Raw genomic sequence first — 25,624 nt, 5'->3', positions numbered from 1 at the left:
TTAAACCAAATCAAAAACGATATACTACAGATAATGGTAATAGTATCCAATCATTAAATGAAATTTGTAAAATAGTTTCAAATATAACACATAAATATCATGGCGTTAATTTAAGATATTTAGAAGAATATATTTCTTTTAGTTGTCTTAAAAAGATGCTTAGCTATAGATTTAAAAGAACTGAATATTATGATGAATTAATGAAAATAATTAAAGATATTAAACTAAAGAATACGAAACCTTCTATCCCAGTTGATCTTGCGGAGGCATATTGGGAATACAATTATGGTATTTATAGGCATTGACCAATTTTTTTATTGAAAATAGCCTTTTTGCATTAAAAAATGCCAGCATTTTTGCTGGCACTATTCTTAAATAAATTTGTCGATATTTCTATCTTTTTCGATTTGACGATTAATTGCCTCATTAAACATATCAAAATCATCTTCTTGGTAAATATCATATTCTATTGCGATTTCATAGAAGATTTCTTCAACTGTATGAATCTCTACATTGTTTGAAACAAAAATATCATCAATTAAATCATTTAATATTCCAAAATATTCATCTGGAGCATTTTCTCTTTTTGCTAGGTAGTCATTTACCTTTTCATCGAGATTTGAAAGCTTCTTTAATTCCTTTTTTAAATCCTCATTACCTGAAGATGTGATTTCTGATTCAAAGTCATTGATGTAAAGAAGAAGATTAATGGTTTGGCTACAGCCTTCCATTAAATCAATATCCCCATTAAAATCACTTTGTAATATGTTATCAATCATCATGAAGGAATCATATATATAATCAAAGCCTGTTGAAAAGATTACCTCCTCATCTTCGGATAGCTTTTTACCATCTATGTGTCTATGATATAGGTAATCCACTACCGCAATGACACAGGAAAATCTTACAATAGCTTTGCTTTTTTTGTTTACAAGTGTTTGAATGAGATGACTATTTTCCTTTTTCCAAGAGGCATAGTCCTCATATATATCCATTACGTCTTGCATTATCTTGTCTTCATCTGAGGGAATAGGATAACATCACGAATTGTTGTAGATTCTGTTAAGAAAATAACTAAACGGTCAACACCAATACCGATACCACCTGCAGGAGGCATACCGTATTCTAAGGACTCTACAAAGTCAACATCCATACCGTTAGCCTCATCGTTACCTAATTCCTTTTCCTTCATTTGCTCTTCAAATCTTTCTCTTTGATCGATTGGGTCATTTAATTCTGTATAAGCATTAGAGAATTCGTGTCCACCAATGAATAGCTCAAATCTTTGAACGAATCTTGGGTCCTCTGGATCCTTCTTTGTAAGTGGAGAAATCTCGATTGGATGTCCCATTAGGAATGTAGGCTGGATAAGTGAGGATTCACAGAATTCCTCAAAGAATGCATTGATAATATGACCTACAGTGAAGTGAGGCTCTAGTGGTACATTATGCTCCTTAGCTAAAGCTTTAGCTTCTTCTAGAGTATAGTGGTTTTCCTTAAAGTCAACACCAGTCTTTTCCTTAATTAATTCGCACATTGTAACTCTTCTAAATGGCTTAGAAATATCGATTAAATCTCCTTCAGGATTGAATGGGTTTTTGAATTGCTCCTTACCAATAACCTTATTGGCAGCAAAACGGATTACACCCTCGTTTAAATCCATCATGCTAGATAAATCACCATATGCTTCATATAATTCAACCGTAGTGAATTCTGGGTTATGTGTCTTATCCATACCCTCATTACGGAAGATACGTCCAATTTCGTATACTCTTTCAAGTCCACCAACTAATAATCTCTTTAAATGTAATTCTGTTGCGATTCTTAAATAGAAATCAGCATCAAGTGCATTATGATGAGTGATGAATGGTCTTGCAGAAGCACCACCCTGAATGTTTTGTAGAACTGGAGTTTCAACCTCAATAAAGCCCTTAGAATCGAAATATTCCTGCATAGCACGAATGATTCTTGGTCTTTGGATTGCAACTCTCTTTGCTTCCTCATTCATAATTAAATCGACGTATCTACGTCTATATCTTTCCTCAACGTCCGTTAATCCATGGAACTTTTCTGGAAGTGGTCTTAATGCCTTAACAAGGTGAGTGTATTCCTCGCATTTAATGGTAATCTCACCAGTTTGTGTTTTCATAACACTACCCTTAATTCCGACGATATCTCCAATGTCTGCCATCTTGAATAGATCATATTGGCTATCTCCAACGACATCCTTACGGATATATACTTGGATCTTTCCTTCTCTATCCTGAATAGAGAAGAAGGATGCCTTACCCATCTTACGGATGAACATAATTCTTCCTGCAACCTGGCAAGGAACATTCATTTCCTCTAATTCCTCATGGCTATAGCCCTCATATTTTTTCTTTATATCGCTACTTTTATCCTTTTGCATATAGGCAGAACCAAATGGATCTAGGCCTAATTCTTTGTACTTTTCTAACTTGTTTCTTCTGACAATTTCTTGTTCAGATAAATTTAAATCAGCCATATATACCTCCAATTAATTTAAATACTTTTAAATTATATCAAAGTGGGGTGTAAAATACAAGTTTTACTAAACACTTACAAAAGAGATTTATTCTCGCAATATTCAAAAAAAATGATATAATAATCTTAAATTGTATGAGATTATATAGATGCTTTACCAGTTGCATCTTTAAGATGGTGATGAAATGATAAAAATATATGGCAAAAATTGCGTTTATGAAGCCATTCGTGCAAAAGCACAAATGGAAGTATTTATCGAAGATAATCAAACCAAAAAGGATAAGAATATTTTATCCTTGCTGAGTGATAAGGGCTATAAATATGAGGTATTAACAAAACAAAAAATGGATATGAAATTTGGCACATCCCATCAAGGCTATGGAGCATATAGAGAGGATTATAAAATCTATGATGAGGGCTTTATAAAATCCTTCAAAAAGGATCAAGGAAGAGTTCTTATTTTAGATGGAATTCAAGATCCTCATAATTTAGGTGCAATCCTAAGAAGCGTAGATGCCTTTGGCTTTGATATGGTAATACTACCTAAGAATAGAAGTGTTTTAGTCACTGAGGTTGCAGCCCATGTATCTACAGGGGCTATAGAATATACAAAGATTGTTTATGTTAATTCCTTAAATCAGGCTATTACTATATTAAAGGAAAATGGCTTTTGGATTTGTGGTACCGATGCAATGGGCACCATAAGAAGTAGTGAAATAGATCAATCTCTATCCTTAGCTGTTATCATTGGTTCTGAGGGCTTTGGCATGTCTAAGACCTTAGTGAAGCAAAGTGATTATTTAATTACTATACCTATGGTAGGCCATGTCAATTCATTAAACGCAAGTGTAAGTGCCGGTATTGTATTACACGACCTCTGTTTAAAGAAATAATGGATTATAGTAAATTTAATGATTATGAAATTTTGTATTTAATAAAAGAAGGAAACGAATGTGCATTGAACCTAATGTTTCAAAAATATGAAACCTATATTACAAAGATTGCAAATAGTGTTTGTATATACAATTGGAACAAAGAGGATTTGATACAGGAGGGTAGAATTATCCTATATACCTGTATTTGGCAATATAATGCAGATTATAAGCTTTCCTTTTTTTCTTTTTTAACTATATGCTTAAAAAGAAGCTTTATAAGAACGATTCATAAAGATGATTATTATCAAAGAAGCTATAGCTTTAAGGAGGAATTAGAATCAACGAATGATTATTCTAAGGGGATTATTTACCTATCGGAAAAATTACTAGAGGATAGTGAGGATATGGAATTATACCGTTTTGTCATATTAGATGGCTTTAGCCTAACATTATATGCTAAAAAAAAGGCGATTCCTTACGGAACAGCCTATAGGAAATATTTATCTTTAATAGAAAAATTAAAGAATATAATATAAAATTATGCCCTATAAAAAGCAAAAAAACAGGCTTGGCCTGTTAAATGCGCAATAATTTTGAGCTTATGCTCTTTCAATGTTTCCCTTCTTTAAAGCTCTTGCAGAAATCTTAACCTTCTTAACATTTCCGTTTTCGTCTTTGATATGTACTGTTTGAAGATTAGCCTTCCAAGTACGACGAGTAGCATTTAAAGCGTGAGATCTTTTGTTACCTGTAACAGTTGTTTTTCCTGTAACATAACATTTTGCCATAGTCTTTCCCTCCTTAGACTTATTTTAATTCAGCCTTAATAATTTACCATAGTTCATATATGAATTCAAGTTTTTTTTGAAATTATTTTTAATAAAAGAGTGAACATGTTGTAAAAATGCTTGCCCATTTTTTCATTTCATTGACAACAATTGAAAAAAGTGTTATAAATGTTATTACTAGTAGTGTATATTCTATTCGCAGTTTTAAATAGATTATGGTGCTAGAATAATCCAGGAAAGGATGATAGCGATACTTGTTCTTTTTTTATGATTTTTGCAAAAATCATAGTTTAAATTAAAAGGAAACGCAGAGGAATCTGCTAGAATATATAGTTATATAATAGGAGGAAAAACATGAGTGTTAAGGAAATAGATGTTGATCTGTTTAAGAAAATGGTGATTAACGGAGCAATTAATCTTAAGAACAATCATGCTGAGGTTGACGCATTAAATGTATTCCCAGTACAAGATGGTGATACAGGAACAAATATGTCTATGACAATTACATCTGGTGTAAGAGAATTAGAAAATTGCGAATCAAGCTCAATTATTGAAAACGCAAAGGTATTATCTCGTGGAGCATTAATGGGAGCAAGAGGTAATTCAGGAGTAATTTTATCCCAATTTTTTAGAGGTATTTATGTAGGATTAAAGGAAATTCAGCATAATTATCTTACGATTGAAGAATTCATGAACTGTCTACTTTCAGGTAGAAAGATTGCCTACAAGGCAGTTATGGCACCAGTAGAGGGTACAATTTTAACTGTAGTTCGTGAGGCTGCAGAAAATACAGAATCTCATTTAACTGAATTTGATACTATTGATTCATTACTTGAATTTTATTACCATGAGGCTGAAAAAACTTTGGCCAATACCCCAGAGCTTTTACCAGTATTAAAGGAAGCTGGAGTTGTCGATTCCGGTGGAGCTGGTTTCTGTAAGATTATTGAAGGTATGTTAATGGCATTAAAGGGTGAAATCCTTGAGGCTAAGGAAGCTAAGCCAGAGGAGGGGGAAGCAAGTGATGCCGCACAAGAAATCAAATTCGCTTATTGCACAGAATTTATTTTAGATTTAAGAAAGCCAGATACATTTGAGGAGCGTGAGCTTACAGCTACATTATCCTTACTTGGCGATTCCTTAGTTGTAATTAGAGAGGCAAATATCGTAAAGGTACATATTCATACGAACCGTCCAGGTCGTGTACTAGAAATCGCTCAAAAGTCTGGTGAGTTCCAAACCCTAAAAATTGAAAACATGCATTTACAGCATTCTCATTTAGAAGACGGTGCAAAGGGTCCAAAGGCAACTGAAGCATTAAAGGCAAATGAGCCAAAGAAGGAATTCGCTTTAATTGCTGTATGCTTCGGTGATGGTATTGTAAATACATTTAAGGAATTAGGCGTAGATTATGTCATTGAAGGTGGACAGACAATGAATCCATCTACAGAGGCATTCGTATCTGCAATTAAGGCAGTTAATGCAAAGAATGTAATTATCATCCCTAATAATGGTAATGTCGTAATGGCAGCTAAGCAGGCTGCAGGTATGGTTAGAGGATCTAAGGTTAAGGTTATCCTAGCTAAGACTATCGCACAGGGCTACGCATCTTTAATCAATTATAATCCTGAGGCTTCAATGGAGGAGAATCTACAGGCTATGGGTGAATCTATTGCCCATGTTAAGTCTGGTGAGGTTACCTACTCTGTACGTGATACTGAAATCAACGGCGTAAAGATTGTCGCTGGTGATTATATGGGTATTGCCGATGGTGAAATCATCGTTTCTGTTAAGGAAGAAAAGGATGCTGTTAAGGGCTTACTTGAAAAGATGATCGATGATGAATCTGAAATTGCAACCTTCTTCTGTGGTAAGGATGTTACAGAAGAGGAAAAGGCTCTTGTTGAAGAAATGTGTCTTGAAATTAATAAAAACCTTGATGTTGAAATCATCGATGGTAATCAAGATATTTATTCTTACATCATTGCAGTTGAATAAGAATTATGAATAGGGCATTTATATGCCCTTTTTATTTTCGAATGAAATCATAATAAGATAGAAATTTGACAATTAATAAGTAATCTTATAAAATCTTTATGACATTTAGAAAGAGAGTATTATGAAAACAAAATATCCAATTATATTGGTTCATGGTATAGCGATTAAAGATTTATTTTTTCTTAAATCCTTTGGTAAGATAGATAGTCATCTAACGAATGAAGGCTATAAGGTATATAAGAGTAATATCGATGGATTTGGGACTATTGAAAATAATGCCGCTATCTTAAAAGAGGAAATATTAAAAATATTAGAAGATGAAAAAACGACTAAGGTCAATATTATCGCACACTCTAAGGGAGGCTTAGATGCGAAATATATGATTGAGAAGCTCGGCATGGAGGATTATGTACAAAGCTTAACTACATTATGTACTCCTCATAAGGGAAGCCCTATTGCCTCAAGTATCTTAAAATTTATCGCATTTTGGATTAATTTTTGGTATAGAATTTTTGGGGATAAAAAGCCAGATTCCTTAACGGTTTGCAAGGAGCTTGCTTTAGTCGATGATATTGAAAAGGAAACATTTAAAATTTCAAAAAATATTTATTGCCAAAGCTATTCTACAAAAATGACTCGAGCGAAGGATGACTTTATTATGGGAATTCCATTTGCCTTTTTCCATTACTTTATTAAAGAAACAGAAACGGATGGCTTGGTTGGAGAGGATTCTACAAAATTTGGAGAATATAAGGGGCTAGCATTTAATGATTCTATCTCGCATTCAGAAATCATTGACTTTTTTGTCACAAAGAAGAAAAGAGATAGAATTTACGAATTCTATAGTCAAATTTGTCTTGACTTAGCAAAAAGAGGATTTTAGACTTTAGAAAAATAGGGGGATAAGCCTATGCAAAAAATCCCCCTAAATTTTGATACTAATAGTCCCCCCAATATTGATATTTCTAAAAAATCTCAAGCTTAATGGAAAAGAGGAGTAATCCTCTTTTTTTCTTAGCTGTTTTTGGGTATAATAATTTTAATTATTATGGAGATTATGTATGAAATTAAGTGATATCAAGGGTGTAGGTAAATCAACCTTAGAACAATTGAATAAGGAAGGTGTTACTACCATCGATGAGCTCTTATTTACTTATCCAAATTCCTATGAGGTTTATGAATTTGATGAGAATAAGATTTTTTCTGGCGAATATATATGCTTAAACGCAGTATGTGACACAAAGCCTGCGTTTATTAAATATAGATCTAACGTATATTCTGTTATTTTTTATTGTTTTGTTTTAGGCTATAGAGTAAAGTGTATATTCTTTTCTTCGGATTATTTAAGGTATAAATTATTTAAGGGTACCTCTATTGTTTTATATGGAAGATTTAAAAAAGAAGATAATGAATTTTATGTTAAAAGAGTATTCTTTGATGATTTTCGCCAAAAGATAAATGTCTCTTACAAATATAAAAATATTAAAGCCTATCAAATTCAAAGAATCGTATCGAATATAAAAGAATTAGGCTATAGAGTAGATGAAACTATCCCTAAAGAATTAATTAAAAAATATAAGCTATTTTCCATGAATGAGCTTGTATATAAAGCTCACCTACCTATAGAAAAGCTAGACATTATACAAATAAATAGAAGAAGAAAATATGAAGAATTCTTTTGGTATGCGATGAGCTTTAATATCTTAAGAACCATGAGAAGTAAAAGCGAAAAGCAAAAAAGAAATATCGATATGGATTTCATGAAATATTTTGTAGATTCCTTATCCTTTGAATTAACCATAGGCCAAAAGGATGCGATAAGAGATGTCACAAAGGATATTTTAGGGAAATATCCTATGAATCGTTTGATTCAAGGAGATGTTGGATGTGGGAAAAGCATTGTCGCTATTTTTGCGATATTAGCTTTAGTTACATCAGGGTATCAAGCTGCCTTAATGCTCCCTACAGAAATTCTTGCGAACCAGCAATATCAATTAATTTTAGACTATTTTAAGAAATTTAATATTAAGGTAGAATTACTTACCTCCTCTATAAAAAAGACAGAAAGAAATAAGATATTAAAGGGCTTAGAGGATGGAAGTGTAGAGGTTTTAGTTGGTACACATTCTTTAATTCAAGGAGATGTGAAATTTCATAAATTAGGTATTGCGGTTATTGATGAGCAGCATAAATTTGGTGTAAATCAAAGAAAGGCATTAATTGAAAAATATCCGAATACGGATGCCTTATATCTAACAGCAACACCTATTCCAAGAACTCTAGGCTTAACCTTCTTTGGGGATTTAGATATTACATCTATAAAAACTATGCCTAAGGGTAGAATTCCTGTAGATACAAAAATCATTTCCTACTCTAAGCTTAAGGCTTTAATGCATTTTATTGAAGGAAAAATTATGCTTGGCGAGCAAGCCTATGTGGTTGTACCTTTAGTTATAGAAAATCAGGATTATGATGCCATCCCCATTGAAAAGGCAGAGGAAATGTTTAAGGAGGAATTACCGAATATACCTATCGGTGTCGTTCATGGTAAAATGGCTACCGATAAGAAAAACCAGGTAATGGAGGATTTCAAAAACGGAAATATAAAAATATTGATTTCTACTACCGTAATTGAGGTTGGTGTAAATGTAGTAAATGCGACCATTATGGTCATTTTAGATGCAGATCGCTTTGGTCTTGCTCAAATACATCAGCTTAGGGGTAGAGTTGGCAGAGGCTTAAAGCAAAGCTATTGTGCTTTGGTGACAAAAAGATTAGATAACGAAAGACTAAAGGTGTTAGAAAATACCTTAGATGGATTTGGCATTTCAGAAAATGATTTTAGGTTGAGAGGCCCTGGTAATTATTTTGGGGAGGAGCAATCTGGCTTTTTATCCTTAGAATATGCAGATTTTGAAACGGATTATAAGATATGGGAATGTGCGAAAGAGGATGCAGACGATTATTTTCCAAAATATATGAATGGGGAAGAAAAATCGATTCGTTTTAATGATTTAATCATAGAAAATGCGAAGAATGGCTTTAATAGTAACTAGTTTTTTAAGGCTTTAAATGTTAAAATAGTATAAGTATAATCGTTGGAGGTTCATATGATAAAAATTGGTGTAGATGCAAATGGCGGAGATAATGGAGTAAATACAACTGTCCCTGCAGCTATGATGGCTATAAAGGAATTTGATGATATTGAAATTGTATTATTTGGTGATGAGGAAAAGATTAAGCCATTATTAACAAATAAGGAAAGAATTTCTATTGTACATACAAAGGAAACCCTATCTATGGGTGAAAAGGATCCTGTTCGTGCTGTAAGAAAGCAAAAGGATGCATCCTTAGTTATGGCAATGTATGCAGCAAAAAATGGTGAGGTAGATGCTGTTGTAACCAATGGTCCAACCCAATGTGTCGTTATGGGTGCTCACCTAATCATAAGAAGAATTAAGGAAATGGAAAGAGTAGCATTATGTCCTATTATTCCAAATTTCGATGGACATCCAAGATTACTTCTTGATGTTGGTGCGAATGTAGAATTAAAGGCAGAGCATTATGTTGAATTTGCTATTTTCGCAACCGTTACAGCAAAGGAAATCCTAGGGATTAAAAATCCTACTGTAGGATTACTGAATATAGGTTCAGAGCCAGGCAAGGGTAGAGAAATTGATAAGGAGGCTTATCAATTACTAGAAGCACAAGAGGGCATTAACTTTAAGGGTAATGTAGAGCCGGATAAGCTCATTGATTGTCCGACCGATATTGTTGTATCCGATGGATACTCTGGCAATATCGCACTGAAGAGCTTTGAGGGGACAGCTAAGGGGATGGGCCGTATGCTTAAGCAAGAAATTAAGGCTTCCCTAGGTGGTAAAATTGGTTATTTATTCATGAGAAAGAACCTGAAGAGGTTTGCAGGCAGAATGGATGCATCTGAGGTTGGTGGAGCAATGATTTTAGGTATTGGTAAGCCAGTCGTTAAGGCACATGGTAATGCGGATGCGAAAACATTTAAGAGCGCTATTCGTCAGGTTAGAGGCATGGTGAAATCCGATATTATTAATAAAGTAGTTGAAGCACTACCAAAAAAGAGTGGTGAGGATATTGAATAATATAGAAGAATTTGAAGGTGTTATTGGATACACCTTCAAAAATAAAAAATATATTGAAACTGCGCTTACGCATTCCTCTTATGCGAATGAGCATAATCTAGAATGCAATGAAAGAATGGAATTCTTAGGAGATGCAGTATTAGAGCTTGCGATGAGTAAATATTTATATGCCGTAATCTCCTTAGATGAGGGAGTATTAACGAAAACAAGAGCTAAGGCAGTATGTGAGGGTGCACTCGATTATTATGCAGCTAAAATTAATCTTCCGAAATATTTATTCTTGGGTAAGGGTGAGGAATTATCTGGTGGAAGAATGCGTCCGGCGATTATTGCGGATGCAATGGAGGCAGTATTAGGAGCCATATTCTTAGATTCAGGCTTTGATCAAGCCTATGAAATTGTTAAAAAATTCTTTATTCCATATATTGCTGAGGTTACAAGCCTTAAGGATTATAAATCTTTACTTCAGGAAAAGCTTCAAAGTGAAAAAAGAACGATTCGTTATGAAATTGTAAGAGATGAGGGTCCTGCAAACGATAAGATTTTTGAGGCTGTCGTTTACATGGATGAAATCTTAATGGGAAGAGGAATGGGTAAAACAAAGAAGGAAGCCCAACAAAATGCTGCCAAAAACGCATTAGAAAAGGAAGCAAAGCTATGATAAAGAAATTATATGAATGTGGATGCTTCAAATATGAAAAATTTATTCTAGTTCATCAAAAGGAATTATTATTAACTCCTGCCTCCTCTGTCGTTTTAATTCAAATGCTGAAGGAATATGAAACAAATAAATATTTCTCTGTACAATCCTTAAAATCGAAAATGATGATTTCCGATAAGGAATTTGACGAGGCTGTCGCAAACCTTTTAGAAAGAGAATTTTATTCGATTTATATTCAATATGAGGATGGAATCGGAAGAGAGGCTGTATCCTTAGATGGATTCTTTGACCGTGTAAAGGATATTTTATCTGGAGTAAATTCTAAGGATTTAGAAAATGATTTTTTCTATGTAACTCAGCTTATTCAAAAGGAAATAGGAAGAGTATTAACTGCCGATGAGCTAAGTATCGTATCAAGCCTAATCACAGAGGATCGAGTAAAGGTTTCGGATATGGAAGAAGCATTAGAATATATGAAGAGTAGATATAAGGTATTAAATATAAAGAATTTAGTTACCTCCTTAAATCGTTTTAGAAATGAGGCTCAAGAAGAAGAGGAACCTGTACCAGACTTCGTTAAGAACTTCTTGGATAATATAAAATAATGAATAAACAAAAATCAAAAGAAATCCTAGATATATTAAAGGAAATCATAGAAAACCCAAAGCCTGAGCTCGATTTTAAAAATCCCTATGAATTAATTATTGCGGTAGTATTAAGTGCTCAAACTACAGACAAAAGAGTAAATATAGTTACTAAGGATTTATTTTTAAAATACCCAAGCTCTAAGGACTTAGCTTGTGCAGAGTATTCTTTAGTTAAGGAGATTATATCTCCTCTTGGATTATCCTCTACAAAGGCCAAAAACATAATCGCTTTGGCCCAAGAATTAGAAGAAAAATATAATGGCATTATACCAAGTGATTTTGATTCCTTAATCGCTCTTCCTGGTGTTGGAAGAAAAACTGCGAATGTCGTATTAGCCTTAGGGTTCAATATACCTGCAATGCCTGTAGATACCCATCTATATCGTATGGCAGTAAGATTAGGCTATATAAGAGGGGATATGGATGTAGTAGATGCAGAAATAGCATATAAAAAATATATTCCAAAGGAAGAATGGACACTTGCTCATCATTTATTCTTACTCTTCGGAAGATATTTCTGTAAGGCTCTTCATCCATTATGTGATAATTGTAAATTGAAAAATTATTGTAAGTACAAAGGTTAGCTTTGTACTTTTATTTTGGAGGGAAAAAATGATTTATATAGGCTTTAGCTCTATGTATTCCTTTGAAGAAACCCTAAAGCTATATGAGGAATTAAAGAATAGTATGATCCCGTGGTTTTTTTTAGAGCTTCTAGATCCAAAGGGTATTTTAGCGAAGAACGGGACTAGAAAAAAGACTTATTTAGAAAGAGGGAAAAGAAGATACCTCTTCATTCAAAGAATGGTCTTTAATCATAAAATCTATTTTGATTTATTCCCCCTATCCTTAATACCAAATTCTATTTTAAAGGTAGAGGATTTAGAGGATAATCCCTTTGATGGCTTAAAAAGGACTCCTAGAAATTCCTTTTTTAAATGGCTTAAAAGCCAAGGCTTAGATAAGGATATTTCGCAAAAATTCATAACCTTAGGCTCTAAAGGAAATGTTACCTTTTATAAAAGTATAATGAAATATCCCCCATATACGACAAATAAAGGAAAAAGAAGAGAAAAAACAAAGAAAAATATTTATTTAATCTATTATCATTTCATTTAAAAATTCATCAGCACATTTGTTGTTTTCACAAGAATGGATCTTTTATATAATTTTTTCGAAAAATGAGGTGCCATTTCGTGCTTTTTCCACTAAAAAATACCCATTTTTCACGAATATTGAAAAATATTTTTTCAGTTTTCAATTGAACAAAAAAGACCTTATAATTGAAATAGGGCCCATTTAGAAAGGATCATTTGAACATGAGTATGATTTTAGATGTTTTGTCACAAAGAAAGAATGATAATATCATTCATTTATCCAATCAAGAAATTATTGGAATTGAAATTAGAAGAAAGCGTCTTGAGCTTTCCTACACCCTTCAAGGACTATGCTTTGATATATGCTCCCCTTCCTATTTATGCAAAATAGAAAGAAACCAGATTCAAGCAAATAATTACATTTTGCAAGAGATTTGTGAGCGTGTATCCATCTCTTCTGAGCAGCAACAGCTTTTGTTCCATTCCTATGAGGTATTGCTTGAATCTGTAGAAGCATTTGTAAAGGATGATATTGATGTACTGAATTCCTTTGTAATTAAGGGTAAAGGCTTTGAAAATTATAGATATAGAATCCTATTGTTCATGAAATATATCTATGATGGTGAGCTATATCTAGCAAAGGGAATCTATAATGAGCTTGTAAAGCTATTATCTTCTATGCAGGATATAGATATGTTAATATTTTCTATTTTTTCTGTCATTTTAGAATATAAGGAAAAGAATTATCAGGAAGCTTTAGATATTTTAAATCAAATCCAAGGAATACCAATGGATAAAAATCTATCCATCCTATATTCGAAGTATCTATACTTATCCTCAGCTATGATGCTAAAGGGAGATACTATGTTTTATTATTACGAGGTAGAAGAAAAATATAAGAACATGGGATATTACGCAAAGCTTGAGGAACTACATTATTCCTTAGGAATTTATGCACTTAAAATAAAATCAAATTATGTCTTTGATTATGCCTTAAATCTTTTAAACAATCTAGAATATAAAAATTCCTTACAATTCCTACGTGCCTATTTAGAAAAGGATTTTGATAAAGTCCGTCAATTTAAGGACAAGCCACTAAATTCCTTTTCCAAATATTTAGTCCAAATGCTTGAACAAAACAGTCGTGTGAACGAAGTAATTATGCACTTATCTAGTGCTCAGGATGATTATGATTTCAGTGCCAATTTATTAAAATATTTATCACTTACTATAGAAGAAGAAAAAAGAAACTTTATTCAAACCACCCTACCCTATTATAAAAAGGTTAAGGATGTTTATGTAATTCATTATTTTATGAAGGAGCTATTGAGATTCAATCAAATAAAACCCCACAATAAAGAAACAATAACCACCATTTATCAGCATTTTATAAATAATGAAAAAAGGTAAATTCCTATTTTTCTTTCTTATCTTTATCGCATTAGCCTTTATCCCTTTTAAGGCTTCTGCAGCAAGCTGGAAATTCATGTGGAAAAATACAACTGTACATGTTCCCTTAGGTGCATCTATAGAGGATTTCAAAAACGTTCCAAAAGCGTATTTATATAGAAATGAAATCTTATTAACCGATACTGCCATAACCTATAATACGGAAGGGGATTGGATGTATTATTTTAAAGACATCGACACCCACAAAACAGGAAATTATCCGGTATGGTATAAGGCCTATGATGCAAAATATTCACCAGGTACCTGTACAGGCTATAAGGCTTTAATTACCTTTGTAGTTGAGGATAAGGAATCACCAAGAATAACGATTGGGAATTCCTATTGCTATATAAAAAGAGGATCTAGTATTGATTTATCCTATAATTATTCTGTAAAGGATAACGATAAAATAGATAAGGTATCCCTAATGCATGAAATCAACTCAAATAAGGTTGGTACTTACCCAGTTACGGTAGTTGCAATCGATGCAAGCGGCAATAAATCCTCTAAGGATTTTTATGCAGTTGTGTATGAGAATGAAGCACCAGTGATTTCCTTTGATATGCCAAATGATATTTTGGAGATTCCATTAAATAAGCCATGTGATATAAAATCACATTTTACTGCAACGGATACATTTGAAGGAGATATATCCAGTAAAATAGAATACCCTACAATAAAAAATGATGTAGTAGAAGAATATAGCTATACCGTAAGTGTGAAAAATGATGCGAATTTATCGAATCATTACACGATTACGATAAGAGTAGTAGATGATGTTGAGCCAAAGCTAGAGCTTACAACAAAAAACTTGTTATTGGATTATACGATCGATTTAAATAGCATTGATTTTATGGATTATATAAAGGTCTTAAGTGACAATAAGGAAATTAATTATGATAATCTAAAGATTACAACCGATATGGAAAATAAGGTGGGAAGCTATACGATATGGTATAGCTACACAGATGATATTTATACTGTATCGGATTCGATTGCAGTATCCTTAATCTCTTATACAAAGCCAGAAATTATCGTAGAGGATATTTCTATTTTAGAAGATAGCGAGGTGGATTTATCCCTATTTATTGAGTGCTATGACGAATCGGATGAGAATATTTTAGAATCCTTAGAAATCTATGATCAAAATGTGAATTATGGGGAACCTGGTACATATTATGCAGAAGCCTATTGTATGAATTCATCAGGCTTAAGTACTACAAAAACATTTAAGGTAATCGTAAATAGTAACGGAAGAAAGATGAATCCGATGCTTATAGGTATGATTATATCCTTAGCAATTTCCATTTGCTTAATTGCGTTCATTCTTATTTATATTATCCTTAAAAAAAGAAAGCATAAAATGGAATAGGATTTAAAAGATTTTGGTTAATTATACCAAATCTTTTTTTAAAATCCTTTTAGATTTTTTTGGGTTGCTATATAATGTAGACAGGTGATTGCTATGAAAGGATTCTTATATGGTCAAACTGAATATAATCTGTTAAAGAATTCCACAAGGCTTACAGATTATGTGGCTAAGGGTGAGAATGAGCATTTTGATTTTCTTTCAATAACAGATTCGAATATGTATGCAGCCTTTAAGTTTTATAAGGCATGTAAGGACGCGAACATTAAGCCTATCTTAGGCTTAGAATATACCTTTAAAAATGAGGATAATTTAACATCCTGTGTTCTATTATATGCAAAGAATAACGAAGGATATAAAGAATTAGTTAAGATTTCCTCTTTAGTCAAAATAGAGGGTATAGATACCTTAGATTCTATAGTTCAATATAAAAATATCTATTTTGTATTTCCTTTCTTTGATTCCTTCTTAGAAAGAGTATTTATAAAAAGAGATATGGATCCATCTTCCTTACACATTCTTTTAGAATATATCAATAAAATTAAAGAAATGAATGGATATATTGGTATATCCATGACAAATAAACTAGAAAAAATCCCTTTGGTTCGTGCATTTATAGAATATATAAAAACACTTCAGGTTTCTTATTTACCTGTTCATCAAATGAAATATTTAGAGCCAATGGATTCTATGATTTATGAATGCTTAGCAAAGATTGATGGAAAAGAGGATAAGATATCAGAATATGATGATTATTCCTTTTTGGTAAATCCATCTACTTCAAGAGAATTAGATGAATTTGTTTCCTCCATAAATCTTAATTTATTTGAGAATAAGGCATTGCTTCCTCACTATCCAAATACAAAGGGAAAAAGTGCACAGGAATATTTATATTATTTATGCCATAAGGGCTTAGAAAAAAGAGGCTTTTATAGAGAACCTTATATAGAAAGGTTAAATTATGAATTATCTATTATTCATAAAATGGGTTTTGATGATTATTTTTTAATCGTATGGGATTTTATTTGTTATTCTAAGAAAAATCACATATTGGTTGGCCCAGGTAGAGGTAGTGCTGTAGGCTCTTTAGTTGCATATACGTTAGGTATTACAGAAATTAATCCATTAGAATATGGCTTATTATTTGAAAGATTCCTAAACCCAGGACGTATTACAATGCCCGATATCGATTGTGATTTCCCAGATAAGGATAGAGATAAGGTTATCGATTATGTAAGTGACTTGTATGGCAAAAAGCACGTATGTACGATAACAACCTTTGGTACCTTCCAGGTGAAATCTTCCATTAATGAATTATCTAAGATTTTTGGAATTAATCTAGAACGTGCAAAAAAGATTTCAGATATGATATCTGAAAGAGGCTACGATGAATTATTAAAGCTTTATAAGGATGATGAGCTATATAATTTCTTATATTGTGCTAAGGGAATTGAAGGACTTCCTAAACACATATCTACCCATGCATCGGGTATCATTTTATCGGAAGAGGAATTAGATTGTATCATCCCATTATCCTTTGGGGCATCAAATATTTACCAAAGCCAATTTGAGGCAGTCGATTTAGAAGAGCTTGGTCTATTAAAAATAGATTTCCTTGTTTTAAGTAATTTAACTTTAATCGATGGAATGATTCATGATATTCCAAATTATTCCATTGAGCAATTTAGAAAAATACCATTAGATGATAAGCTTGTATATAAGCTATTCCAATCAGGAGATACCTTAGGCATTTTCCAAATGGAAAAGCCAGCATTCCAAAAGGCATTAAGGGAATGTATGCCTACAGAATTTAATGATTTAGTTGCGATGAACGCATTATTTAGACCAGGCCCAATAAAATCATTACCAGACTATATAAGAAGAAAGCATGGCGAAAGATTTGAATATATCCATAAGGATTTAGCTCCAATATTAAAGGAAACCTATGGCGTTATTGTATACCAAGAGCAAATTATGCAGATTGCACAAAAATTTGCAGGCTATACTTTGGGTGAAGCAGATATTTTAAGGCGAGCTGTATCGAAGAAGAAGGCGGATGTCTTATTAGAAATGAGAATGGATTTTGTTAAAAAATCGATTGGTCGTGGATATTCAAAGGAAATTGCAGAAAGAATATATGAATTGATTGAGCTATTTGCAAACTATGGATTTAATAAATCTCATTCGGTTGCCTATGCTTTATTTGCCTATAAAATGGCTTATCTAAAGGTTCATCATTTTAATGCCTTTATGGCAAATATTATGAATCATGCAATATCAAACAAAGAGACCTTAATTAAATATATTGCCTACTCTAAGCAAAGAGGGCTTTTCGTACAAAAGCCAAATATTAATGTATCTAAGGGTGAATTTGTATTTTTAGATAATTGGCTATATTTACCAATTAAGGCCATTAAGGGCATTGGTGAGGATACAGTATTAAAAATCGTAGAGGAAAGAAATAATAATGGTCTATTCCGTAATTTTAATGATTTTATAGAAAGATGTAAGCCAACAAGATCCATCCTAGAAGCGTTAGTCTATTCTGGTGCGCTAGATGTCTTAGGTAAAACGAAAAAAAGTATGCTTGAGGAATCGGATAAGCAATATCAAATCTATTTAAAGTATATTAAGGGCAGTGAGGTAAGTGTAAGCGAATATGATTTTGATTTCCTAAAGGAAAAGGAAATGGAATATTTAGGAATGAATATTCAATATAATTTATTCCAAAACATGAAGGAATTATATGCTAAATATAAATCCTATTCCCTAAGTGATTTAAAGCCTAGGGTTTACATGAATGTTATTGCAGCATTTAGTGATTTAAGAGAAATCACAACAAAAAAGGGTGAACGTATGGTTTTAGGTATGCTTGAGGATGATGCAAGGAATATTAAATTCACCATTTTTCCAAGGGTATATGAAAAATTACCATATGGTGTTTTAGTGAAGAATAAATTATATGTATTAAGAGGAATTTTAGAAGAGGATAATAAAAAGGAATTATCCTTCTCTATATCGAATGTCGCTATTGCTTAGGCTTAAAGGAAGGGGATTGATTAATTTCATCCCCCTTTTTCTTTAACTGCATTTTTAGGTATTGCAGTTTTAAGTGCAGTTTTTGAAGATAATAAAAATAATGCAGTTATAATTAAGTTAGAAAGGGTTATTCATATATCAATTTCCGATAATGATTAGAAAACAATATTTTTAAATATAGATGGTGTATTAAATACATTTGGTGATAAAAACCTAATTAATAATATGGTAGAAGAATCCAAATAAATAATCTTATCAATTTGATAAATAATACTAAATCAGAATTAGTAGTAATATCTAATAGAAGGTTATTAGAAGATGAAAGACTAAATATAGAATCTATATTTGATAAATATGAAATATTAGTTAATTATTTAGGCTTAAAAAAACTCATAGAAAAAAGTGATGTTTAAATGAAAATATTAATATAGATATATGTTGAAAAATAAGGTGATAATATATGGATGAAAGTTTGAAAGAGCTTGAATTGTACAATAAAGACTTATTTTTACTAAATAAATGTAAAATTGTAAAAAATGTTATTGTACAATTTGGTAGATATCAGCAAGAAGAAAATGGTGAAGTAAGGCCATTAAAATGGAGAGTTTTAGATGTTAAATCTGATAAAGCACTACTGTTTTGTGAGAATATTATTGCTTCAGGAGTAGAGCATATTTTTTCTCCTAATACAAACAAATGGGAAAAGATCCAAATCAGAGAATGGTTAAATAAAAATTTTTACGATGAAGCATTTGAAAAATGGGAAAAAGATAAGATAAATGAAACAATAATAGATAACAGCCCAAAATCTGCAAATCTTTATAATAATACAAAATATTTTAATGATGGAATAAATAAGTATTGTACTAATAAAACATTAGATAAAGTGTTTTTATTGTCAATTTGGGATATTACAAATCCCAATTATGGATTTAAAAATGATATTAAAGGAGATTCGTTAAGACAAAAAATTCCAACAAAATATGTTCTAAAATTAGAAAAATCTTCTTTATATGCATTATCTAGTTACTATTTAAGGTCACCACATCATAATTATTATTTTTATGGATATTGTATTGAATCTAAGAATGGCTGTCTTCGACACGGCTATTCAGATGACAGGCGAGGTATTGTCCCTGCAATTGTTATAAGCACTAAATAATAATTTATCCATAATTATGTACTGTAAAGATATGTAGATGAAGATTAAATTATTTAAATAATTTATGCCTAGAGCTTATGAGATTAAATTCAGATGTTTTACATCTTTCTTAATTTTCTATTGACAGAAAATAAAAAACGTATATAATAATAGTTGAACAGTTAATCAACTGTTTTACTTAAGGAGGATTTATTTATGATTAAAACTTATACGATAGAAGTAGATTGTGCAGCTTGTGCACTAAAATGCCAGGAGGCAATTAAAAAGGTTCAAGGAGTAGTGGATTGTAATATTAATTTCATGACACAAAAGATGTCCTTAGATGCAGAAAATCCTGATGCTTTAATGAAGAAAGTGTTAAAGGCTGCAAGAAAGGTTGAGCCAGATTTTCTAATTGTAGAATAGAAAATTTATTTTCTACTTTAGTTGAACAAATGTTCAACCAAGGAGGTATATTATGACAAAAAAACAAAAAAGAATGCTGAAAAATATTATCATTTCCCTCGTATGCTTTTTGGTTGTCCTTACCTTAGATAAGGTATTAAAATATGGCTTTAGTGAATCTTTTCCCTATGGGATTGCATCTATTATTCCTTCAAAAGAATTTGGATGGCTCTTACCCTTTTTCCTATATTTTTTGATCTATATTTTTATTGGTCATAATGTATTAAGAAAATCATTAATTCATATTTTGCATGGACAGGTATTTGATGAGAATTTCTTAATGGCTGTTGCAACATTAGGCGCATTTGGATTAGGTATCTATACAGGAATTACAAAGCATTCCCCAGATGGATTTGATGAGGCCTGTGCGGTATTACTTTTCTACCAGGTTGGAGAATGGTTTCAAAGCTATGCTATAGGAAAATCAAGAAAAAGTATTGCAAGCCTAATGGATATTAGACCAGATTATGCAAATCTATTAGAAGAGGATGAAATTAAGGTAGTATCACCAGATATGGTTCCTTTAGGGGCTACTATTGTAGTAAAGCCTGGAGAAAGAGTGCCCCTAGATGGTATTTTATCCTTTGGTGAATCTAGCTTAGATATGAGAGCGTTAAATGGGGAATCCATGCCGCATGATGTAACTGTAGGAGATAGTATTATTTCTGGTGCCATTAATTTAAATAGTACAATCCATATTAAGACGACAAAGGAATATGGTGAATCCACAGTAAAAAAGATCTTGGATTTAGTAGAAAATGCTTCATCTAAGAAGTCTAAGAGTGAAGCATTTATTACGAAATTTTCAAAATATTATACCCCAATTGTAGTAATCCTTGCCTTAGCTTTAGCCATTATCCCACCGGTTATTTATACATTCTTAGGAAATTATAATACATGGGCTACTTGGATTTATAGAGCCTTAAGCTTCTTAGTAGTATCCTGTCCTTGTGCGTTAGTTATTTCTGTTCCTATGTCCTTTTTTGCAGGCCTTGGTGGGGCATCCAAAAATGGTATTTTAATTAAAGGCTCGATCCACTTAGAAAGATTGAATTTGGCAAATGTATTTGTCTTCGATAAAACAGGCACCTTGACTAAGGGTAATTTTAAGGTTTTTGATATATATCCTAAGGAAAAAAGGGATGAAATATTAAGGCTTGCCGCTATAGCTGAGGTAGATTCGAATCATCCTATCGCAAAATCTATTGTAAGTGAATATAATAAAGAAATTGAGAAGGGCTACACTCTTTTAAATATAGCTGGCAAGGGTGTTGTTGCAAAAAAGGATAAGAATATTATTTTATGTGGGAATCATAAGCTTATGGAGGAATATAATATTCCTGCAGTAGAAATAGATTCTATTGGTACTGTTGTACATGTAGCCCATAATAATGAATATTTAGGCTATATCGTAATTGTAGATGAGATTAAGGAAGAGGCTTATAGAACCATAAAATATTTGAATTCTATTGGAGCTAGAACAATTATGCTTACAGGCGACAACGAAAAAATAGCTTTACATGTTGCAAAGGAATTAGGGCTAAAAGAATTTAGTGCGAATTTATTACCTGTGGATAAGGTTTTGAAGGTAGATGCTATCTTAGGTGAAAAGAAGAATAATGAATTATTATGCTTCGTAGGAGATGGTATTAATGATGCTCCTGTTTTGATGAAATCGGATATTGGTATTTCTATGGGTGGAGTTGGATCTGATGCTGCGATTGAGGCTTCGGATATCGTGCTTATGCATGATGATTTAGGAAGTATTGAGGTTGCCAAAAAAATAGCTAGAAAAACAATGCGTATTGTGTATGAAAATATTGTCTTTGCTTTGCTTATCAAAATCGTTATTTTAGTTCTTTCTGCCTTAGGAATTACGAATATGTGGATTGCTGTATTTGGCGATGTTGGCGTTGCAATTTTGTGCATTTTAAACGCAATGCGAGCAAATACAAAAGAATATAAATAATAAATTGAAGTTTGGCGCTATATTTTAGCGCCTTTTTTCTAAAGAAAAAGAGATATGAAAACGCTATAATGTCGATATGGAGAAAAAACACTTTTTTCTTTTAAAATGTTTGTGCTATAATATTTTTAGTAAAATAGTCAAATTTATGGAGGATAATTGAATATGGCTAAGAAAATTGTTTCAGATTTAGATGTTAAAGGCAAGAAGGTTTTAATCCGTGTTGACTTTAATGTTCCAATGAAGGATGGCAAGGTTGCTGATGATACTCGTATCAAGGCTGCATTACCTACTATCCAGTATGTTATTGAGAATGGTGGTAGAGCTATCGTTTTCTCTCATTTAGGACGTGTTAAGAGCGCTGAGGATATTAAGAAGAATGATATCACTCCTGTTGCAAAGCGTTTTGAGGAATTAATCGGTAAGCCAGTTAAGTTTGTTAACGCAACTCGTGGTGCAGAGCTTGAGGCCGCTGCAGCTGCATTAAAGGATGGCGAAATCTTAATGTTCGCTAATACAAGAAATGAAGACTTCGATGTAGAAACAGGTAAGGAAGTTAAGCTTGAGTCTAAGAACAACGCTGAGCTTGGTGCTTACTGGGCATCTTTAGGTGATGTATTTGTTAATGACGCATTTGGTACTGCACACCGTGCTGCAGCATCTAATGTTGGTATTGCTTCTAACGTTAAGGAAACTGCTTCTGGATTCTTACTAGCAAAGGAAATTAAGTTCATTGGTGGAGCTGTAGATGAGCCAGTTCGTCCATATGTTGCCATTTTAGGTGGTTCTAAGGTTTCGGATAAGATTGGTGTAATCAATGCATTATTAGACAAGGCTGATAAGGTTTTAGTTGGTGGTGCTATGATGTTCACTTTCTTAAAGGCAGAGGGCTATGATGTTAAGGCATCTCGTTGTGAGGATGAGGAATTTGTTAATTTAGCAAAGGAATTATTAGCTAAGGCAAATGGTAAGATTGTATTACCAGTTGATGCAGTAGTTAATAAGGCATTCGAGGATGTTCCTGGTACAGCTAAGGCTATCGATGCATTCGAGGATGGCGATATGGGCTTAGATATCGGACCTAAGACATTAGAATTATTTGCTAAGGAATTAGCTGGTGCTAAGACTGTTGTATGGAATGGACCTATGGGTGTATTCGAAATGAAGAACTATGCTGCTGGTACAATTGGTGTATGTGAATTATTAGCTAATTTAACAGCTGAAGGTGCATCTACAATCATCGGTGGTGGTGATTCTGCTGCAGCTGCTGAGCAGTTAGGCTATGCTTCTAAGGTTAGCCATATCTCTACTGGTGGTGGAGCATCATTAGAGTACTTAGAGGGTAAGGTATTACCTGGTATTGCTTGCGTAGACGACAAGTAAGAATAAGTAATTAAAACTAATATTTTTCGGAGGATTGTAATATGCAAAAGATGATTGTTGTAAAAAGTACAGTAGGCTTACATGCAAGCCTTGCTGCAAAAATAGTAAAGGCTGCATCACAGTATTCTGTGGATATCCTTTTGCATTACGACAATAAAACAATTGATGTAAAATCTATTTTAGGTTTAATGTCATTAGCTGTTCCTAGTGGTGAAAATGTAATCATTGAAGCCAATGGTGATCAAGCAGAAGTTGCAATTAATGAAATTGCTGCTATCTTAAGTTAAAAAAATGAAAGAGGATTAAAAAATGAGAAAACCTATGCTTGCCGGAAACTGGAAGATGAATAAGACTAGAGATGAAGCTATCCAGTTCGTATTAGCAGTTGAAGGAAATCTTCCTGCAACAATTGATTGTGTAGTTTGTGCTCCTGCAATCATTTTACGTGACATCGTTAAGAGAGCGGATACTTTAAAGGTTGGCGCTCAGAACATGAACGAAAATGAAAGTGGCGCATACACTGGTGAAATTTCTCCAGTTATGTTAAAGGATACTCAGGTTGAGTATGTAATTTTAGGCCATTCTGAAAGAAGAGCTTATTATAATGAAACAAACGAAAAGATCAATGCTAAGATTAAGAAGGCATTAGAATTTGAATTAAAGCCAATCGTATGTGTTGGTGAAGTATTAGAAGAGCGTGAGACTGGTAAGACTTACGATGTATTAAAGGAGCAGGTTGTTAAGGCATTCGAAGGCGTTGAAATTAAGAACCCTGAAAATGTAATCATTGCTTATGAACCAGTTTGGGCTATCGGTACTGGTAAGACTGCAACTACTGAGGTTGCTGAGGATGCATGTAAGTTCATCCGTGGCGTATTAGCTGAAATCTTCGGTAAGGACGTTGCTGAGGAATTAAGAATCCTTTATGGTGGATCTATGAAGCCATCTAACGTAGGTGAATTAATGAGCGAACCAGATATCGATGGTGGCTTAGTTGGTGGTGCATCACTTAAGGCTGATTCATTCATCGAGCTTTGCACAACTGCAGCTAAGGTTACTGCTTAATAAAATTTAGGAATCTTGGTTCTTTAAAAAACCGATGTATTTCATTGTGTTGAAATCATCGGTTTTTATTTATGGGTAAGCATACATTAATTATTGTCTCTTTTTATCTTTTCTGTAAGCCAAAATAGTGGCATGGAACTTCTTATTATTGGATCATTCAATACTAGACTGCAATGAGGATAACAAACATTTGATTGTTTAATTAATTTTAAAACTATGATATGATTAGTAGTGGAAGGATCATATATTTCATCTGATGATTCAACATCGATGTTTGAAATATAATCCAACCCTAATCTAGATATGGATTCTTTATCCATAAATAAAACTCCTTTCGTTAAGATGCTTACCCAAAAACATTATAACAAAGGAGTTATTTTTTTACACAACTATTACTTTAAAGCTTTTAATAAATAATTACACATCTTTTAATTTTAAAGCTAGTATACTACACATTCATTGTTTTAAATAATCGCATAAATTTGCCAATTTTCTTTTTTTCTTCCCTGAGTATTTTAATTATATGACATTCAGGTTATAATTAAATAAATTTAACGATAAAAGGAGTGAATAAAATGTCAGTAACTCTAAATCAAGGGTTGAAGCCATATCAAGAATCTATTACTCATGAAATAGGTTCATTAAAAACTAGAGTAAACCTATGCCCATCTGCGTCTAATATTATAGTAGAAATTCCTCTTTTTAAGACATTAGGCGTAAGTGTTATGTCACCTTCTTTAGTCTATAATTATCAGTTAAGAGGTAGTGTAGGAATATTTAGGGGAGTTAAATTCAACTATTTTCCAACACTATATAAGGATGGAGATAATTTCTATATTACTAATCCTGATGGGACTATAGATTCATATAATGGATATAATACTATAAATCCTGAAACAAATTCATATGTATACTATTCCTATGCTGGTAGGGATTATTATATCTTAAAAGATAAATATGATAATAAAATAGAATACTTAGATTATAATTATAGCCTTCCTTATCGAATTTTATATAAAGATGGAACTACACTTACAATTACATCATCTTCGAAT

General features: G+C 32.5%; 25 protein-coding genes. 21 read left to right on the top strand and 4 right to left on the bottom strand.

The annotated features are described in order from the left end of the window. A partial coding sequence (locus tag SPJ17_RS02580; RefSeq protein WP_321092472.1) for a hypothetical protein occupies positions 1-305 on the top strand: 305 nt, incomplete at its 5' end. A gap of 66 nt (positions 306-371) precedes the next feature. Here SPJ17_RS02580 and SPJ17_RS02575 read toward each other — a convergent pair. Both SPJ17_RS02575 and lysS read right to left on the bottom strand, forming a co-directional pair. Next, complete coding sequence (locus tag SPJ17_RS02575; RefSeq protein WP_321092470.1) at positions 372-1,007, bottom strand: hypothetical protein; 636 nt, start codon at positions 1,005-1,007, stop codon at positions 372-374. After that, a complete protein-coding gene (gene lysS / locus SPJ17_RS02570; RefSeq protein ID WP_321092467.1) occupies positions 1,007-2,506 on the bottom strand; it encodes a lysine--tRNA ligase in 1,500 nt (499 codons plus the stop codon). The genes SPJ17_RS02575 and lysS overlap by 1 nt, the downstream gene beginning before the upstream one ends. Before the next feature lie 184 nt (positions 2,507-2,690). Here lysS and rlmB point away from each other — a divergent pair, with 184 nt between their 5' ends. Further along, the gene (gene rlmB, locus SPJ17_RS02565) at positions 2,691-3,398 is read left to right on the top strand and encodes a 23S rRNA (guanosine(2251)-2'-O)-methyltransferase RlmB (RefSeq protein ID WP_321092465.1); all 708 of its coding nucleotides are present in this window, start codon (positions 2,691-2,693) and stop codon (positions 3,396-3,398) included. Positions 3,399-3,472: 74 nt separating this feature from the next. Beyond that, positions 3,473-3,916, top strand: a complete 444-nt coding sequence (locus SPJ17_RS02560; RefSeq protein ID WP_321092462.1) for a sigma factor — start codon at positions 3,473-3,475, stop codon at positions 3,914-3,916. Between the two features lie 63 nt (positions 3,917-3,979). Here the strand turns inward: SPJ17_RS02560 and rpmB are convergent, their stop codons facing one another. Further along, complete coding sequence (rpmB, locus tag SPJ17_RS02555) at positions 3,980-4,168, bottom strand: 50S ribosomal protein L28 (protein WP_321092459.1); 189 nt, start codon at positions 4,166-4,168, stop codon at positions 3,980-3,982. A gap of 354 nt (positions 4,169-4,522) precedes the next feature. Between rpmB and SPJ17_RS02550 the strand changes: the two genes are divergently transcribed. The 17 genes from SPJ17_RS02550 to tpiA all read left to right on the top strand — a co-directional run bounded on the left by SPJ17_RS02550 (position 4,523) and on the right by tpiA (position 24,569). Continuing rightward, entirely contained in the window at positions 4,523-6,166 is a 1,644-nt protein-coding gene (locus tag SPJ17_RS02550; protein WP_321092457.1) for a DAK2 domain-containing protein, read from the top strand. 121 nt (positions 6,167-6,287) lie between these two features. After that, on the top strand, positions 6,288-7,049 hold the full coding sequence (locus SPJ17_RS02545) for a hypothetical protein (RefSeq protein ID WP_321092455.1): 762 nt from the start codon (positions 6,288-6,290) through the stop codon (positions 7,047-7,049). A 178-nt stretch (positions 7,050-7,227) separates the two neighbouring features. After that, a complete protein-coding gene (locus SPJ17_RS02540; protein WP_321092451.1) occupies positions 7,228-9,222 on the top strand; it encodes an ATP-dependent DNA helicase RecG in 1,995 nt (664 codons plus the stop codon). A 54-nt stretch (positions 9,223-9,276) separates the two neighbouring features. Further along, on the top strand, positions 9,277-10,287 hold the full coding sequence (gene plsX / locus SPJ17_RS02535; protein ID WP_321092450.1) for a phosphate acyltransferase PlsX: 1,011 nt from the start codon (positions 9,277-9,279) through the stop codon (positions 10,285-10,287). Further along, positions 10,280-10,948: a ribonuclease III gene (rnc, locus tag SPJ17_RS02530; protein ID WP_321092448.1), complete on the top strand. Its 669-nt coding sequence runs from the start codon at positions 10,280-10,282 to the stop codon at positions 10,946-10,948. The genes plsX and rnc overlap by 8 nt, the downstream gene beginning before the upstream one ends. Next, positions 10,945-11,553 carry a hypothetical protein gene (locus SPJ17_RS02525; RefSeq protein WP_321092447.1) on the top strand — a complete coding sequence of 203 codons (609 nt, stop codon included), beginning with the start codon at positions 10,945-10,947 and terminating at the stop codon, positions 11,551-11,553. Before rnc ends, SPJ17_RS02525 begins: the two co-directional genes overlap by 4 nt. Next, on the top strand, positions 11,553-12,179 hold the full coding sequence (gene nth, locus SPJ17_RS02520; RefSeq protein WP_321092445.1) for an endonuclease III: 627 nt from the start codon (positions 11,553-11,555) through the stop codon (positions 12,177-12,179). Before SPJ17_RS02525 ends, nth begins: the two co-directional genes overlap by 1 nt. Positions 12,180-12,207: 28 nt before the next feature. After that, on the top strand, positions 12,208-12,714 hold the full coding sequence (locus tag SPJ17_RS02515; protein WP_321092442.1) for a hypothetical protein: 507 nt from the start codon (positions 12,208-12,210) through the stop codon (positions 12,712-12,714). Between the two features lie 200 nt (positions 12,715-12,914). Continuing rightward, positions 12,915-14,102: a hypothetical protein gene (locus tag SPJ17_RS02510; protein ID WP_321092440.1), complete on the top strand. Its 1,188-nt coding sequence runs from the start codon at positions 12,915-12,917 to the stop codon at positions 14,100-14,102. A gap of 76 nt (positions 14,103-14,178) precedes the next feature. Further along, complete coding sequence (locus SPJ17_RS02505; protein ID WP_321092438.1) at positions 14,179-15,513, top strand: hypothetical protein; 1,335 nt, start codon at positions 14,179-14,181, stop codon at positions 15,511-15,513. A gap of 93 nt (positions 15,514-15,606) precedes the next feature. Beyond that, on the top strand, positions 15,607-18,549 hold the full coding sequence (locus SPJ17_RS02500; protein WP_321092436.1) for a DNA polymerase III subunit alpha: 2,943 nt from the start codon (positions 15,607-15,609) through the stop codon (positions 18,547-18,549). A gap of 460 nt (positions 18,550-19,009) precedes the next feature. Further along, positions 19,010-19,711: a DUF6273 domain-containing protein gene (locus SPJ17_RS02495; RefSeq protein ID WP_321092434.1), complete on the top strand. Its 702-nt coding sequence runs from the start codon at positions 19,010-19,012 to the stop codon at positions 19,709-19,711. 195 nt (positions 19,712-19,906) lie between these two features. Then, positions 19,907-20,116 (top strand): cation transporter, encoded by a 210-nt coding sequence (locus tag SPJ17_RS02490; protein ID WP_321092433.1) that lies wholly within the window; start codon positions 19,907-19,909, stop codon positions 20,114-20,116. A gap of 52 nt (positions 20,117-20,168) precedes the next feature. Continuing rightward, positions 20,169-22,124, top strand: coding sequence for a heavy metal translocating P-type ATPase (locus SPJ17_RS02485; RefSeq protein WP_321092431.1), 1,956 nt, complete (start codon positions 20,169-20,171; stop codon positions 22,122-22,124). Positions 22,125-22,286: 162 nt separating this feature from the next. Next, positions 22,287-23,504, top strand: coding sequence for a phosphoglycerate kinase (locus tag SPJ17_RS02480; RefSeq protein WP_321092429.1), 1,218 nt, complete (start codon positions 22,287-22,289; stop codon positions 23,502-23,504). Between the two features lie 41 nt (positions 23,505-23,545). Further along, on the top strand, positions 23,546-23,791 hold the full coding sequence (locus SPJ17_RS02475; protein ID WP_321092427.1) for an HPr family phosphocarrier protein: 246 nt from the start codon (positions 23,546-23,548) through the stop codon (positions 23,789-23,791). Between the two features lie 22 nt (positions 23,792-23,813). Further along, positions 23,814-24,569 carry a triose-phosphate isomerase gene (tpiA, locus tag SPJ17_RS02470; RefSeq protein WP_321092424.1) on the top strand — a complete coding sequence of 252 codons (756 nt, stop codon included), beginning with the start codon at positions 23,814-23,816 and terminating at the stop codon, positions 24,567-24,569. A gap of 86 nt (positions 24,570-24,655) precedes the next feature. Here tpiA and SPJ17_RS02465 read toward each other — a convergent pair whose 3' ends face one another. Continuing rightward, positions 24,656-24,889 carry a hypothetical protein gene (locus tag SPJ17_RS02465; RefSeq protein WP_321092422.1) on the bottom strand — a complete coding sequence of 78 codons (234 nt, stop codon included), beginning with the start codon at positions 24,887-24,889 and terminating at the stop codon, positions 24,656-24,658. Positions 24,890-25,144: 255 nt separating this feature from the next. On the opposite strand from SPJ17_RS02465, the gene SPJ17_RS02460 reads away from it, so the two are divergent. Beyond that, the coding region (locus tag SPJ17_RS02460; RefSeq protein ID WP_321092420.1) for a hypothetical protein at positions 25,145-25,624 on the top strand (480 nt) is incomplete at its 3' end.

The organism is Anaeroplasma sp. (assembly GCF_034179385.1).
In the GTDB taxonomy this organism is placed as follows: Bacteria; Bacillota_I; Bacilli_A; order Acholeplasmatales; family Anaeroplasmataceae; genus Anaeroplasma.
The sequence above is the reverse complement of the archived record's forward strand: the minus strand, read 5'-3'. Positions and strand labels throughout refer to the sequence as shown.

Coding starts and splice junctions, on each gene's coding strand:
- SPJ17_RS02505 (WP_321092438.1), top strand. CDS start 14,179: ATGTGGAAAAATACAACTGTACATGTTCCCTTAGGTGCATCTATAGAG.
- SPJ17_RS02490 (WP_321092433.1), top strand. CDS start 19,907: ATGATTAAAACTTATACGATAGAAGTAGATTGTGCAGCTTGTGCACTA.
- SPJ17_RS02560 (WP_321092462.1), top strand. CDS start 3,473: ATGTTTCAAAAATATGAAACCTATATTACAAAGATTGCAAATAGTGTT.
- SPJ17_RS02485 (WP_321092431.1), top strand. CDS start 20,169: ATGACAAAAAAACAAAAAAGAATGCTGAAAAATATTATCATTTCCCTC.
- rlmB (WP_321092465.1), top strand. CDS start 2,691: ATGATAAAAATATATGGCAAAAATTGCGTTTATGAAGCCATTCGTGCA.
- rpmB (WP_321092459.1), bottom strand. CDS start 4,168: ATGGCAAAATGTTATGTTACAGGAAAAACAACTGTTACAGGTAACAAA.
- SPJ17_RS02500 (WP_321092436.1), top strand. CDS start 15,607: ATGAAAGGATTCTTATATGGTCAAACTGAATATAATCTGTTAAAGAAT.
- SPJ17_RS02495 (WP_321092434.1), top strand. CDS start 19,010: ATGGATGAAAGTTTGAAAGAGCTTGAATTGTACAATAAAGACTTATTT.
- SPJ17_RS02545 (WP_321092455.1), top strand. CDS start 6,288: ATGAAAACAAAATATCCAATTATATTGGTTCATGGTATAGCGATTAAA.
- SPJ17_RS02550 (WP_321092457.1), top strand. CDS start 4,523: ATGAGTGTTAAGGAAATAGATGTTGATCTGTTTAAGAAAATGGTGATT.
- SPJ17_RS02525 (WP_321092447.1), top strand. CDS start 10,945: ATGATAAAGAAATTATATGAATGTGGATGCTTCAAATATGAAAAATTT.
- SPJ17_RS02540 (WP_321092451.1), top strand. CDS start 7,228: ATGAAATTAAGTGATATCAAGGGTGTAGGTAAATCAACCTTAGAACAA.
- SPJ17_RS02510 (WP_321092440.1), top strand. CDS start 12,915: ATGAGTATGATTTTAGATGTTTTGTCACAAAGAAAGAATGATAATATC.
- SPJ17_RS02465 (WP_321092422.1), bottom strand. CDS start 24,889: ATGGATAAAGAATCCATATCTAGATTAGGGTTGGATTATATTTCAAAC.
- plsX (WP_321092450.1), top strand. CDS start 9,277: ATGATAAAAATTGGTGTAGATGCAAATGGCGGAGATAATGGAGTAAAT.
- tpiA (WP_321092424.1), top strand. CDS start 23,814: ATGAGAAAACCTATGCTTGCCGGAAACTGGAAGATGAATAAGACTAGA.
- SPJ17_RS02475 (WP_321092427.1), top strand. CDS start 23,546: ATGCAAAAGATGATTGTTGTAAAAAGTACAGTAGGCTTACATGCAAGC.
- SPJ17_RS02480 (WP_321092429.1), top strand. CDS start 22,287: ATGGCTAAGAAAATTGTTTCAGATTTAGATGTTAAAGGCAAGAAGGTT.
- lysS (WP_321092467.1), bottom strand. CDS start 2,506: ATGGCTGATTTAAATTTATCTGAACAAGAAATTGTCAGAAGAAACAAG.
- SPJ17_RS02575 (WP_321092470.1), bottom strand. CDS start 1,007: ATGCAAGACGTAATGGATATATATGAGGACTATGCCTCTTGGAAAAAG.
- nth (WP_321092445.1), top strand. CDS start 11,553: ATGAATAAACAAAAATCAAAAGAAATCCTAGATATATTAAAGGAAATC.
- SPJ17_RS02515 (WP_321092442.1), top strand. CDS start 12,208: ATGATTTATATAGGCTTTAGCTCTATGTATTCCTTTGAAGAAACCCTA.